The 12,898-nt window shown below is 57.0% G+C and carries 15 protein-coding genes; 7 read left to right on the forward strand and 8 right to left on the reverse strand.

Going from position 1 to position 12,898, the window contains the following annotated elements; genetic code table 11:
* Positions 1-11 precede the first annotated feature (11 nt).
* The 4 genes from ACKZ62_RS18675 to ACKZ62_RS18690 all read left to right on the forward strand — a co-directional run bounded on the left by ACKZ62_RS18675 (position 12) and on the right by ACKZ62_RS18690 (position 2,314).
* Positions 12-410: a hypothetical protein gene (locus ACKZ62_RS18675; protein ID WP_447095647.1), complete on the forward strand. Its 399-nt coding sequence runs from the start codon at positions 12-14 to the stop codon at positions 408-410.
* Between the two features lie 872 nt (positions 411-1,282).
* Entirely contained in the window at positions 1,283-1,702 is a 420-nt protein-coding gene (locus ACKZ62_RS18680; protein WP_447095648.1) for a hypothetical protein, read from the forward strand.
* A 34-nt stretch (positions 1,703-1,736) separates the two neighbouring features.
* Complete coding sequence (locus ACKZ62_RS18685; RefSeq protein ID WP_241150287.1) at positions 1,737-2,009, forward strand: RNase A-like domain-containing protein; 273 nt, start codon at positions 1,737-1,739, stop codon at positions 2,007-2,009.
* The gene (locus tag ACKZ62_RS18690) at positions 2,006-2,314 is read left to right on the forward strand and encodes a contact-dependent growth inhibition system immunity protein (RefSeq protein WP_122754027.1); all 309 of its coding nucleotides are present in this window, start codon (positions 2,006-2,008) and stop codon (positions 2,312-2,314) included. The genes ACKZ62_RS18685 and ACKZ62_RS18690 overlap by 4 nt, the downstream gene beginning before the upstream one ends.
* 218 nt (positions 2,315-2,532) lie before the next feature.
* On the opposite strand, the gene hemB is transcribed toward ACKZ62_RS18690, so the two are convergent.
* The 3 genes from hemB to ACKZ62_RS18705 form a co-directional block, all read right to left on the reverse strand.
* A complete protein-coding gene (gene hemB / locus ACKZ62_RS18695) occupies positions 2,533-3,507 on the reverse strand; it encodes a porphobilinogen synthase (protein WP_032886664.1) in 975 nt (324 codons plus the stop codon).
* Positions 3,508-3,623: 116 nt separating this feature from the next.
* Positions 3,624-4,466 carry a PhzF family phenazine biosynthesis protein gene (locus ACKZ62_RS18700; RefSeq protein ID WP_122765005.1) on the reverse strand — a complete coding sequence of 281 codons (843 nt, stop codon included), beginning with the start codon at positions 4,464-4,466 and terminating at the stop codon, positions 3,624-3,626.
* A gap of 3 nt (positions 4,467-4,469) precedes the next feature.
* Complete coding sequence (locus ACKZ62_RS18705) at positions 4,470-5,168, reverse strand: glutathione S-transferase N-terminal domain-containing protein (RefSeq protein ID WP_032886667.1); 699 nt, start codon at positions 5,166-5,168, stop codon at positions 4,470-4,472.
* 256 nt (positions 5,169-5,424) lie between these two features.
* Here ACKZ62_RS18705 and ACKZ62_RS18710 point away from each other — a divergent pair, with 256 nt between their 5' ends.
* Together ACKZ62_RS18710 and ACKZ62_RS18715 are read left to right on the forward strand one after the other, a co-directional pair.
* Entirely contained in the window at positions 5,425-6,126 is a 702-nt protein-coding gene (locus ACKZ62_RS18710) for a hypothetical protein (RefSeq protein ID WP_032886668.1), read from the forward strand.
* Between the two features lie 44 nt (positions 6,127-6,170).
* Positions 6,171-7,226 carry a permease gene (locus ACKZ62_RS18715; protein WP_260366430.1) on the forward strand — a complete coding sequence of 352 codons (1,056 nt, stop codon included), beginning with the start codon at positions 6,171-6,173 and terminating at the stop codon, positions 7,224-7,226.
* Here ACKZ62_RS18715 and mnmH read toward each other — a convergent pair.
* The 4 genes from mnmH to ACKZ62_RS18735 all read right to left on the reverse strand — a co-directional run bounded on the left by mnmH (position 7,216) and on the right by ACKZ62_RS18735 (position 10,507).
* Complete coding sequence (gene mnmH, locus ACKZ62_RS18720) at positions 7,216-8,349, reverse strand: tRNA 2-selenouridine(34) synthase MnmH (protein ID WP_447095649.1); 1,134 nt, start codon at positions 8,347-8,349, stop codon at positions 7,216-7,218. The genes ACKZ62_RS18715 and mnmH overlap by 11 nt on opposite strands.
* Entirely contained in the window at positions 8,349-9,383 is a 1,035-nt protein-coding gene (gene selD, locus ACKZ62_RS18725; RefSeq protein ID WP_447095650.1) for a selenide, water dikinase SelD, read from the reverse strand. Before selD ends, mnmH begins: the two co-directional genes overlap by 1 nt.
* 94 nt (positions 9,384-9,477) lie before the next feature.
* Complete coding sequence (locus ACKZ62_RS18730; protein WP_032886672.1) at positions 9,478-10,227, reverse strand: TerC family protein; 750 nt, start codon at positions 10,225-10,227, stop codon at positions 9,478-9,480.
* 28 nt (positions 10,228-10,255) lie between these two features.
* A complete protein-coding gene (locus tag ACKZ62_RS18735; RefSeq protein ID WP_032886673.1) occupies positions 10,256-10,507 on the reverse strand; it encodes a hypothetical protein in 252 nt (83 codons plus the stop codon).
* Between the two features lie 134 nt (positions 10,508-10,641).
* On the opposite strand from ACKZ62_RS18735, the gene nhaR reads away from it, so the two are divergent.
* Entirely contained in the window at positions 10,642-11,544 is a 903-nt protein-coding gene (gene nhaR, locus ACKZ62_RS18740; protein WP_122765007.1) for a transcriptional activator NhaR, read from the forward strand.
* A gap of 4 nt (positions 11,545-11,548) precedes the next feature.
* Here the strand turns inward: nhaR and ACKZ62_RS18745 are convergent, their stop codons facing one another.
* Complete coding sequence (locus ACKZ62_RS18745; protein ID WP_447095651.1) at positions 11,549-12,706, reverse strand: MFS transporter; 1,158 nt, start codon at positions 12,704-12,706, stop codon at positions 11,549-11,551.
* Between the last annotated feature and the right edge of the window lie 192 nt (positions 12,707-12,898).

Raw genomic sequence — 12,898 nt, forward strand, 5'->3', positions numbered from 1 at the left:
AATGCCCATTTATGAACACCCCTTACATCCCAAATATCTCTCATATATTAGGAGCGCTATCGATATACGACCTCGAGGACACTATTGGAAAAGAATTACGAAAATACGATCCCAATAATAAAGCAGACAGAGAAACAATCATAAGCTCCTATATTCTCAAAGAACTTATATATCTATCATATAGACATCGCTTCATATTGATATCTGCATTAAAAGAGGCACTCGAAAAACCCGACTTTGACTTCGCTAAAGAATTCGAAAGCGATCATGAAGAACATATAACTATGGCCTGGAATGAAACGGAAATAGAAAACCCCCGAGGCTTCTTCGCAGACATCTATCGTCTAGCTAATGAAATCTGGAAAGACGACCTCCAAAAAGCCAGCCTCGAAGACCCATCAACTTGGTAACAACACCGCCAATCCCACTGACAAATCGCAGTCGCTGTGGTGAGCAGGCTTGCCCTGCGCCGGGCTGCGAAGCAGCCCCCTTCAGGCAGATGCGGTGTATCAGGTAGATCGGAGACGTCAGGTTTGGGTTGTACCAACCTCGGAAAATCTCGTGAGTCTATGAAGATGAAAAAAAAATCGGAGAGTGCTATAAAAAAACAAATTTGAGTATGGAAAAAAAGAAAAGACACAGCAACCCAGTTACCACCTATACGGAACACTGCCATGAAATACCACGTTAAACTTTCTATCCTGCGCAGCCTGCTATTTACCTACAACATCGAAATACGGATGACTCGGGGAGGGAAGAACTTATTTTTTCAAAAAACATAAACGATAAAAATAGCTTACCGAGCTTTTCGACAAACTGACAAAACCAGAATTTTTGACTTATACAAAGCTAGAACAAGAGTGGTTCATTGACTCGGTAGAGCACTACCTATCTGTTAACGACAATTTCGACGCAGTCTTTAAAAAAATGACGACTTACTACAACCACAATATAACTGACCAGCGGGCATTTATGCGAATCCTTCTTAATAGTCTGAAGCATTACGCCAACAATCCTGACGACTCCCCCTCCCGGTGATGAGCAGGCTTACGCAGGGCAGCGAAGCGCCCCCTAAGGACGATGCGGCACTCAGGTGGAACGGCGTCGCCAAGTTAGGGGCTGCTCGCAGCCCAGCGCAGGGCAAGCCTGCTCACTACAAAGGCCCACCCGCCGAGTTCGCCCCGTGTGACGTCAAATCCTCGCTTTGCCAACGCCATAATCATCCGACTCAACAAGTAAAATCGGTACGCCTTTTACTCTATGTCCTATCAAGGAGGAACAAATGCTATTTCACCCTTTTTCAGACCAAATACCTTTCGACGCCAGCTTGTACTATTTCGTGGGGATTTTTGATATTTACGACCAAGAAGAAACTAAGGGAAAAGAGCTCGCCCGCTACGACCCCAACAATATTGAAGACAGGGAAAACCTCATACTGAAATACTGCCTAGATCCGTACAACAAACTCTCTTATCGCCACAGATACAAATTAGTGGAAACCTTATCGCTCGCTTTAAATACCAAAAACTACAATTTCCACTCATACTTTGAGGATAACCCAGAGGACCATTCAACAATGGCTTGGGATGAAAACCAGATAGATAACCCCCGAGTTTTTTTCTCAGAAATCTACCGTTTAGCCATCGACACATGGAAAAAAGACTTGCAAAAGGCAAGCCTCGAAGACCAATCGACTTGGTGATACGCCAGCGAGCGCAATTGATTTAGAGCCAAATATACCAGCAGCATCGACATTCAGAACTTTAGAGGAAGCAGAAAGCCTTGTTTCTAAAACCTTGATTTCTCGCCACGAGGAAATATCCAAATTTTTGAAAGGAAATAAAGACAAACACATTATTAGAGAACACTCGACCCAGACGGTAGGACTCAGTTTAATAAAAGGCACAACAGAGTCAGTATCCGTCTATAAATTCATATTAGTTTTGAAGCGCAAATCTAAAATGCCGGATGGTTACCTCCTCCTAACTGGATATCCAATAGAAAAATGAACAACCAATTAACTGAGCTTCAGCAATTTTTCGGTGGCTATTTCAATCAAGACTGGCCGGAAGATCATGCTTCGGCAGACGAGGTGATCGACACGTTTCTGCTCGAATCGTCTAAAGATTTAATATTGACGGTGCGAAATGAAATCTTAGACCTTATCGCTTCTTATACGAATGAATCAGAATTCCAGGAAAACCTATTGCACGAACAATATTGTTTCTATTACTACCCCTATCAATGGGCAACCGGGCCACTATGGCTGGAGCATGTGATCCGAAAGTTTGATAATTACTTACTCGAAAAATAATTCGACCTAAATATCAACTTATGAAGTAGTGAAAGTCTTAAACAACCTGATTAATTAGAAAGATCTGCTAATACGGGCCGCGAAGCGGCCCTGGTTATGACACTGCAGTTCTTCAGGTAGATCGGTAGTGTCGGTATGGGGGGCTGCTACGCAGCCCAACGCGAGCAAGTTCGCTCGCCACATCAAGAGGTTGCTTCGCACAGTGTTAAACGCCGCCCTCAGATCCCAGCCAACGCCAAGTCCATCGCAAAGTAAGTAAAGATCAAATCCGCACCCGCGCGCTTGATCGAACCCAACGTCTCACGCACCACCCGATCCTCATCGATCGCACCCGCCTGGGCACCAAACTTGATCATCGCGTACTCACCGCTCACCTGGTAAGCCGCCACCGGCAGACGTGAGGCTTCGCGGATGTCGCGGATGATGTCGAGGTAGGCACCGGCCGGTTTGACCATCAGAGCGTCAGCGCCTTCCTGTTCGTCGAGCAGCGATTCGCGCACGGCTTCGCGGCGGTTCATGGGGTTCATCTGGTAACTCTTTCGGTCGCCTTTGAGGGCGCTGCCGCCGGCTTCGCGGAATGGGCCGTAGAGGGCCGAGGCGAATTTGGTGGAGTAGGCCATGATCGGGATATGGATGAAACCGGCGTCATCCAGCGCGCGGCGGATGGCCTGGACCTGGCCGTCCATGGCGGCCGACGGGGCGATCACGTCGGCGCCGGCGCGGGCGGCGGCTACGGCTTGTTTGCCGAGATTGACCAGGGTCGCGTCATTATCGACATGGGCGCCATGCATCACGCCGCAGTGGCCGTGGTCGGTGTATTCGCAGAAGCAGGTGTCGGACATTACGATCATTTCCGGCACGGCGTCCTTGATGATCGAGGACATGCGCGAGACCAGACCGCGTTCTTTCCAGGTATCGCTGCCGTTGGCGTCCAGGTGGTGAGACACGCCAAAGGTCATCACCGACTTGATACCGGCACGGGCATAGCGCTCGATCTCGGCAGCGAGCTTTTTCTCAGGGATGCGCTGCACACCCGGCATGCTGGTGATCGGTACGAAGTCGTCGATTTCTTCTTCAACGAAAATCGGCAGCACCAGGTCGTTGAGGGTGAACTCGGTTTCCTGGAACAAACCACGCAGCTCCTGAGAGCGGCGCAGGCGGCGTGGGCGGGCTTGGGGGAACTGGCTGGTCATGGTTTTCCTGACATAAAGGCTAAAACTTTGGGGCGAAAGCTTATGCCCCCAGGCCCCGGCAGCACAAATACCAAGGGGCCAACAGTGTATTGCGACGCTCGTAATAATGTATTGATCTAGAGCTGTAGACGCCCTTCGATACACACCGCAACAGCGCCGCCGATCCAGATTTCATCGCCCTGGCGTTCGACGCTTATACGCCCCGCGCGCCCCATGGCTGTGCCTTGACTGACCACGTAGCGCTCCGGCGCCAGGCCTTCACCCAGCAACCATTGGGCAACGCCTGCATTCAGGCTGCCCGTGGCCGGATCCTCCGGCGCGCCGTCGCCTGCGACAAAGCCACGCACTTCAAATTGGGTATCCACGTCGTCTTGTTCAGGGTTACAGGGGGCAATCACGCCTACGGCCAGCCCTTTCAGCTTTGAATAATCCGGCTGCAAAGCCAGGACTTGATCACGATCCGCCAACATCACGGCGAGCCACCCCGCCCCATTGTCGACCCACTGGCTGCGTAGGATGCAGCCCGGCTCCAGGCCCAACCCCAGGCGAATACGCTCCAGCAGGTCTTCCTCCAGCGGCCCCGAACGCAACAACGGCGGCGCGATAAACGCCAGTTCATCACCTTGACGACGGATTCGCACCAGGCCGATTTCACACTCCTGGATGATCTCTTCACCTTTGGGCACCCCGCCCGCCGTCAACCACGCATGGCAACTGCCCAGCGTCGGATGCCCGGCAAACGGCAGCTCATGCACAGTGGTGAAAATTCTCACTCGGTAGTCAGCACGAGGATCGCGCGGCGTGAGTAAAAACGTGGTTTCACTGAGGTTGGTCCATTTAGCGAAGTCCGCCATCTGTTGATCGCTGAGGCTGTCGGCCCCCAAAACCACCGCCAGCGGGTTGCCCTTGAGCGACACGCGGCTGAACACATCCAGTTGTTTGAAATCGAAAGTCGGCATGCTTCAGCTCGGAATATTAAGGCCACGGATCACTGCCGGGCGGGCAACAAAACCATCCAGCGCGCGCAGTACATTAGGAAAGTCGGCGATGCCCACGATATCGCCCGATTCATAAAAGCCGATCAGATTGCGAATCCATGGGAAGGTAGCAATGTCGGCGATGCTGTAGTCATCGCCCATGATCCACGTGCGACCGAGCAGGCGTTTTTCCAGCACTTCGAGCAAGCGGCGGGATTCGGCGGCGTAGCGGTCGCGGGGTCGCTTGTCTTCGTAGGCCTTGCCGGCGAATTTGTTGAAAAAACCCAACTGGCCAAACATCGGGCCGATGCCGCCCATCTGGAACATCAGCCATTGAATCGTTTCATAGCGTGTCGCAGGATCTTCGGAGAGCAACTGGCTGGTTTTTTCTGCCAGATAGATCAATATCGCGCCGGATTCAAACAGCGCCAACGGCTGACCAGCCGGGCCGTCGGGGTCGATGATCGCGGGGATTTTGTTATTGGGGTTCAGGGACAGGAACTCGGGGGACAACTGGTCCTGGGTCTCGAAACTGACCTTGTGCGCCTCGTAAGGCAGGCCCAGTTCTTCGAGCATGATCGAGACTTTTACCCCGTTGGGCGTGGGCAACGAGTACAGTTGCAAGCGCTCGGGGTGCTGGGCAGGCCATTTGCTATTGATTGGGAATGCGGCAAGTGGGTTCATCAGGAAATCCCTGGCTAGGCAGAAAGTCCCCATGATAGACATCTCCCCGGTGTCCTGCATGGGTCATCAATGCGCAACATTAGCGGGCTATTATCCCGCGCAGGCGAACCAATACGCCTGCCGGCACTCATAAGTGCGCTTAAACGGTGAATGGAGGCGCCTCGCTATAACGACACGGAATACCGCAGGACGCCACCGGCGTCATTGGGGCCAGGCTTGTCCGCCTTAACGTGACGCACGAAGACTCGAACCTATAATGAAGATCAAGCCTCTGCGCCTTGTGCAACGACTCAAACACTATTCGTATGTCATGTTGCCGCTGCTGCTGGTCAGCGGCGCCATGGTTGCAGCCCTCGATGCCCGTGAAAGCCGCGCCCAACCGGTGGACGGTGTGCAAACCCTGGTGTTCCTGCGCCACGGCGAAAAACCCGCCGGCGGACTCGGCCAGCTCAATTGCCAGGGCCTGAACCGCGCGATGAACCTGGCCACCCTGCTGCCGGAAAAATTCGGCAAGGCCAACTTTGTGTTTGCTGCCAACCCGACGCGCAATGTCGAGGAAGGTGAGCTGGACAATTCCTACAGCTACATCCGCCCACTGATGACCATCAGCCCCAGCGCCATCAAGTTGGGCCTGCCGGTGAATATCAAATTCTCGGCGAATGACACCAGCGACCTCGCCGATGAGCTGGTCGAAGACAAATACCACAACGCCACCATCTACACCGCCTGGTCCCACGGTTACCTGCCGGAGTTGATCAATAAGGTGGCGAGTGAAGCGTCCGGCGAAAAACACACAATTACCGACGATTGGTCGGGCAGCGACTACGACACGCTGTATGTACTGACGCTGACCTGGCACAACGGCAAGGCCTCGCTGCTGAGCCGCAACTACAAGCAGGGCTTGAACGACGGCGATGAAACCTGCCCGGAACCGACACAGGTGAGTGCCGATAGCTGACAGCGTATGATGCGTCGCTATTGACTCACCGGCGGATCATCAGCATGTCTAAACTCTCCTCCACCCAGCCCGTACGGGGCTGGTCGTTCTGGTGGAAACCAGCGCTGTTCCTCTTGGTGGCCTGCATAGGCCTCTATTACGTGAAGTGGTCGCCCTACTACTTCAAGGCATTTGTAGCGGCCGACAATCACAGCATCGGCGCCTCGATTCTCAACGATCAACAAAGCTCGCCCCTGGCGGCAGCGCTGGCCTATGCCCAGGTGTATTTCCTGGCGATCTGGAAAGCCGCGGTGCTGGCGGTGATCCTTGGTTCGCTGCTGCAAGTGCTGATCCCCCGTGACTGGCTGCTGCGCCTGTTCGGCCGTGCAGGCCTCGGTTCGACCGTGCGCGGCGGGTTATTCGCCTTGCCGGGGATGATGTGCAGTTGCTGCGCGGCGCCGGTGGCGGCGGGCATGCGGCGCCAGCAGGTGTCGGTGGGCGCGGCGCTCGCTTTCTGGATTGCTAACCCGGTGCTCAATCCTGCCACCCTGGTGTTCATGGGCTTTGTGCTCGGCTGGGGATTTACCGCGTTGCGGTTGGTGGCGGGAATTGTGCTTGTGGTGGGCGTGTCGTTGGTGGCGCAGCGCATTGCTCGCCCGGACCAGATGCCTGAAGCGGCGTTGGACGCTGTCGCCGACGTCAGCACCATCGAGGCGCAACCTTTCCTGAGCCGCTGGTTGCGCACCCTGTGGCAGCTGTTCTGGAACACAATCCCCATCTACATCCTGGCGGTGCTGATCCTGGGTGCTGCGCGGGTATGGCTGTTCCCCCATGTGGACGGCGCCATGGCCAACAGCCTGATGTGGCTGGTACCGCTGGCGATTGTCGGCACGTTGTTTGTGATTCCTACAGCGGCTGAAATCCCCATCGTACAAACCATGATGGCCCTGGGCATGGGCACCGGCCCGGCCGTGGCCTTGCTGATGACCCTGCCGAGCGTAAGCCTCCCGTCGCTGTTGATGCTGCGTAAGGATTTCGATGCGCGGGTGCTGGTGACGGTGGCCGGGTTGACCATGCTGGTGGGAGTGGTGTGTGGGCTGATCGGGGCGGTCATTCTTTAGTTATGTGGTTAGGCTGATGGCGGTTGCGCGAGCGAGCCCCACGCTCGCGCAAGTATTCCACCACCGCTGCCTGCTCCCCGGCAAACTCGATCCGTGCACCTTTCTTCTCACGTTGAAACGCGTACATAGGGTCGTAGTACTCACGCAACCCCACGATCCAACCCCGATGCAAGTCCACGCTACCGCTGCGGGCCTGTTCAGCCAGGGCCGCTTGCATCAGCGCGTGCAAACGCTGATAGCGCTCGCCCCCCAGACGCTTGTGGATATTGGCCAGGCTCTGGGTCAGCCGCTCGGCAAACCGCTCGAAACCCGCTTCGCCAAACGCTACGGCGAACTGCGCACACAGATCGGTCACGTACTCGCGTAATACCCGCTCTACACGGTTTTCCAGGCTTTCTTCCAGCCACACCATTGGATACACCTGCATGCCCCGGTGCAGGTTCAGCGGCAAGGCGCAGCTGCCGATCATGCGGCTTTCGTCCTCAAGCACAAACTGTTCGATGCCACGTGCGCGTTTTTTCAGAACGTCCACTGCCAGGCGGTTTTCGAAGTCGATGTTGGACGGCTGGCCGGTGGCGCGCTTGCCGAAGCTGGAACCACGGTGATTGGCGTGGCCTTCCAGGTCCAGGCCATTGTTCAACTGATTGATGACCTCGGTCTTTCCGCTGCCGGTCAGGCCGCCCAGGAGCACGAAATCACACTGTTCGACCGCTTGGTCCACGGTCTCCAACAGAAACGTGCGCATGGCCTTGTAGCCACCGCCGATCCGCGGATAGTCGATACCCGACTCGTCCTTGAGCACCTGTTTCACCAATTGCGAACGCAGGCCGCCACGAAAGCAGTACAGGTAACCGTCCGGGTTGGCCTGGGCAAACTCGGTCCAACGTGCCAGGCGCTCTTCAAGCACCTTGCCGCTGACCAACTGGTGCCCAAGGACGACTGCCGCCTGCTGCCCTTGCTGCTTATAGCAAGTGCCGACGCGCTGGCGCTCGTCATCGTTCATCAGCGGCAGGTTGACCACGCCGGGGAACGCGCCCTTGATGAACTCCACCGGCGCGCGCGTATCCATCATCGGCCGGCCGTTGAGGAAAATGTCGCGGTAATCGGTGATGTCAGTTGCCATCAAAACACCTCTACCGCGTTGGTCTGTCGCTCAACCAGTGCGCCGATCGGCTCCAGGCTCAGGCCCAGTTCCTTCGCCACCGCGTGGAACTCGGCATCACCTTCGAGGGTGACGGCGATCAACAGCCCGCCACTGGTCTGCGGGTCGCATAGCACGCGTTTGTGCAACTCCTGCACGCGCCCGATTTTACTGGCGTAGCTGTCAAAGTTGCGCAAGGTGCCGCCGGGTACGCAACCCTGGTCCAGGTAGTACTCGACCCCGGGCAGGCGTGGGACTTTTTCATATTCGATGCGTGCAGTCAGGCCACTGCCGTCGGCCATTTCCACCAGATGGCCCAACAGGCCGAAACCGGTGACGTCGGTCATGGCTGTCACGCAGGCCAGCTTGCCGAAACGGCTACCGGGCTTGTTGAGGGTGCACATCCAGTCGCGGGCCAGGCCGATGTCAGCCTCGCGCAGCTTGCCCTTCTTTTCGGCAGTGGTGAGGATGCCGATGCCTAACGGCTTGGTCAGGTACAGCTGGCAGCCAGCAGTGGCGGTGTCGTTGCGCTTCATATGGCGCTTTTGCACGATGCCGGTCACGGCCAGGCCGAAGATCGGCTCCGGCGCGTCAATGGAGTGGCCGCCTGCCAGGGGGATACCGGCGGCGTCGCACACCGAACGGCCACCGCGAATCACTTCCCGGGCAATCTCCGGCGCCAGCACGTTAACCGGCCAGCCGAGAATGGCGATGGCCATCAACGGGTCGCCGCCCATGGCGTAGATGTCGCTAATAGCATTGGTGGCGGCTATGCGGCCGAAGTCGAAGGGATCATCGACAATCGGCATGAAAAAGTCCGTGGTGGAGACCACACCGCGCTCGTCGTCGATGGCATACACCGCCGCATCGTCCCGCGAGGCATTGCCGACCCACAGGTTGGGGTCGAGGTTCTGTGCGCCGCTGCCGGCAAGGATCACTTCCAATACCTGGGGCGAGATCTTGCAACCGCAACCCGCGCCGTGACTGTACTGGGTAAGGCGAATCGGCTGGTTCATGGTGGACCTCAAAGTAACAAGTGGGGGGAGTCTACCAGACAGCAAAAAGCCGGCTGGGCGCTTGCGAGCACAGCCGGCTTTCAGGTTTCAGCGATTACTGGCGGGCAGCGAGCAAACGCTTGTGACGGTTGCGTCGTGCGATGTTCAAGCATTCGATGGCCGCCGAGAAAGCCATGGCTGCGTACACGTAGCCTTTAGGCACATGGGCGCCGAAGCCTTCGGCGATCAGCGTCATGCCGATCATGATCAGGAAGCCCAGGGCCAGCATCACCACGGTCGGGTTGTCGTTGATGAATTTGGCCAACGGCTCAGCCGCCACCAGCATCACGATCACCGAGGTCACCACGGCAATGATCATGATCGGCAAGTGCTCGGTCATGCCCACAGCGGTAATGATGCTGTCGATGGAGAACACCAGGTCGAGCAGCAGGATCTGCCCGATCGCCGCGGCGAAGCCAATGGCCACGGTGTTGCCAACCGACGCTTTCTCTTCAGGCTCCGGGTCCATGCTGTGATGGATCTCGGTGGTGGCCTTCCACACCAGGAACAGACCACCGGCGATCAGGATCATGTCCTTCCACGAAAACGCCTGGCCGAGTACTTCAAACACCGGTGCCGTCAACTGCACGATAAACGCGATAGTGCTCAACAGGCCCAGGCGCAATATCAGCGCCATGCTGATACCGATGCGCCGTGCCTTGGCCCGGTGCTGCTCGGGTAATTTGTTGGTGAGGATCGAAATAAAGATCAGGTTATCGATGCCCAGCACGATTTCCATGACGATCAGAGTGGCCAGTGCAACCCAGGCGGTGGGGCTGGCGGCCAGTTGTAAAAGGTAATCCATAGGTCAGTCCTGAGGTTGTGCCGGGAAATTAAGCTTCTTTACTGTTCGAGTCAGACTCGTTTTCTTCCTGATCGTCCTTTTTTTGCGGACTGATAAGGCCTTGTGTCGCTTCACTCAATGCCTGCTCGGCAGCCTTGTGGGTGTCATCGATGGCTTGCTTGGCCGACTCGGTAGCCTTGCCCAAGACCTGCTGCGCACTTTTCTCGACCTGATCGCAACCACTGATCATTACCAAGGTAAGCGCAAGCAACGATGCCGCGCCCAGGGAATTGAGCTTCATCATGTATTCCTCGTTAGAACCATTGGGTCCAAATAGTGGCCCCGCGATAGCGAGGCATTCTATGCACGCGAACACTTCAGTAAAATTCGTATTTTTCTAGCATATACTTCGTTTTTTACGAAGTGATGGCTGCCATGCTCAATTACCGACAATTGCACTACTTCTGGGTCGTGGCCAAAACAGGCAGCATTGTGCGCGCCTGTGAGCAACTGAACCTCACGCCCCAGACCATCAGCGGGCAGATCAGCCTGCTGGAGCAAACCTTCGGTCTCGCGCTGTTTCAACGAGTCGGCCGCCAGTTGGAGCTGACCGAAGCCGGGCGCCAGGCTCTGCCCTATGCCGAGCACATGTTCCAGACCGGCAATGAATTGGAAGCAATGCTGCGCGCGCAACCCGATCAACAGCAGATTGTGTTCCGAGTCGGTGTGGCGGATGTGGTGCCCAAGTCCATCGTCTACCGTCTGATCGCGCCGACCATGGAGCTGAGCGAGCCGCTGCGCATCACCTGCCGCGAAGACAAACTCGAACGCCTGTTGGCCGACCTGGCGATCCAGCGCCTGGACCTGGTGATCTCCGACAGCCCGATGCCGTCGCACCTCGACATAAAGGGCTACAGCCAGAAATTGGGGGAATGTGGCATCAGCTTTTTTGCCACTCAGGCATTGGCCGACCAACATGGCGGCGATTTCCCACAGTGCTTGCACGGCGCGCCGCTATTGATTCCAGGCGCGGAGACGGTAGTGCGCAGCCGCTTGCAACGCTGGTTCGCCGAGCAGCAGATCCAGCCGAAGATCATCGGCGAGTTCGATGACAGCGCCCTGATGCAGGCGTTTGGCCAATCCGGCAGCGGGATTTTTATCGCTCCCAGCGTGATCGCCGAGGAGGTGGTGCGCCAGTACGGCGTGGCGCTGATCGGTCAGACCGATGCGGTCACCGAGTCGTTCTACGCGATCTCGGTGGAACGCAAGGTCAAGCACCCCGGCATCGTGGCGATTACCGAAGGGGCAAGGCGCGAGCTGTTCACCGCCCTGCCCTGAAGACTCAGGCCCCGGACGCGACCGGCTGTTTGGCGGTCATCAGCCACAGCGCCAGCAGGATCGACACCAGGATAAACCCGGACGCCGCAAAGCCCAGACTGCCCAGGCCAAAGGTGTCGATGACATGCCCGCCGACCAACGCCCCCAAGCCAATCCCCAGGTTGGCCCCGGCAATGTTGAGCGACGCGGCGAACGCCGGCGCATGGGGCGCGGCCTTCATCAGTCGCACATGGCTGACCAGGAACATCGCCGCTTGGGTCACGCCCCACACCGCCATCGCTGCCGCCAGGCCGACGGTGGAGTGAATCGCCGGCACCAATGCAACCATACCGGCGATCATGAAACCGCAGAACACCATGGACGCGATCAACGGGTGGCGATCCACAGCGCGGCCGCCCAAAGAGTTGCCAATCAGCCCGACAGCACCAAAGCCCATCAGGCACCAGCCCACCAGGGTCCCGTCGAAACCGGCCAGGCGTTCAAGGATGTCCGCCAGGTAGGTATAAGCCGTGAACATGCCGCTGAACACCAGGATCGACAGCAGGATATTACCCTGCATCAAGGGGTTGCGCAGGATCTTGAACTGCGAGCGCAGTGTCACTTCGTCGTTTTTCGGTTTCGTCACTGGCAAGTAGATAAACAGCAGCAAAGCCTTGGCCAACGCCACCACAGCCAGGATGGCGAACGCGGTACGCCAGCCGAACATATCGGAAATCAGCGTGCCCACCGGGATGCCAAATACCGTGGCGCAGACAATGCCGAAGCCGATCTTTTCAATGGCACGCCCGGCGTATTCCGGACCGACGATGTCCACCGCCGTTTCGCTGGCCAAGGCCCAGAACAGCGGCAAGCCCAGGGCCGGAATCAGACGCGCCACGGCCATTACCCAGATATTCGGCGCCAGCGCGGCCACGGTGTTGGCTGCCGCGAACATGATCAGGATGGTGATAAACAGGCGCTTGCGCGGGAAACGAGCGCAGTACGCCGTTAGGAACGGCCCGAACGCCGCTACGGTAAACGCGAACAGCGTCACCAGCAGCCCCGCCTGGGACACGCTGACATTCAGGTCCCGGGCAATCGACGGCAACAGACCGACGATGATGAATTCTGTGGTCAGCACGGTAAAGCCGGCGGCCGACAGCAGCAGGATGGGAAACAGCATGAAAACTCCAGAAACAACGACATCAACGACAGCCCGGAGGGCCCGCTGACGGATAGGAAAGTTGAGAGGGGGCGAATCTTAACAGAGTATGTCCGGAGTTGAACAAGGCTCGCCGCCGTGGGTGACGGAATGCCGCACTAAACGGGACATGTCCTACAGCATGCTAGACTCGCCGCCTGCTTCCTACAGCGC

The organism is Pseudomonas sivasensis (assembly GCF_052938085.1).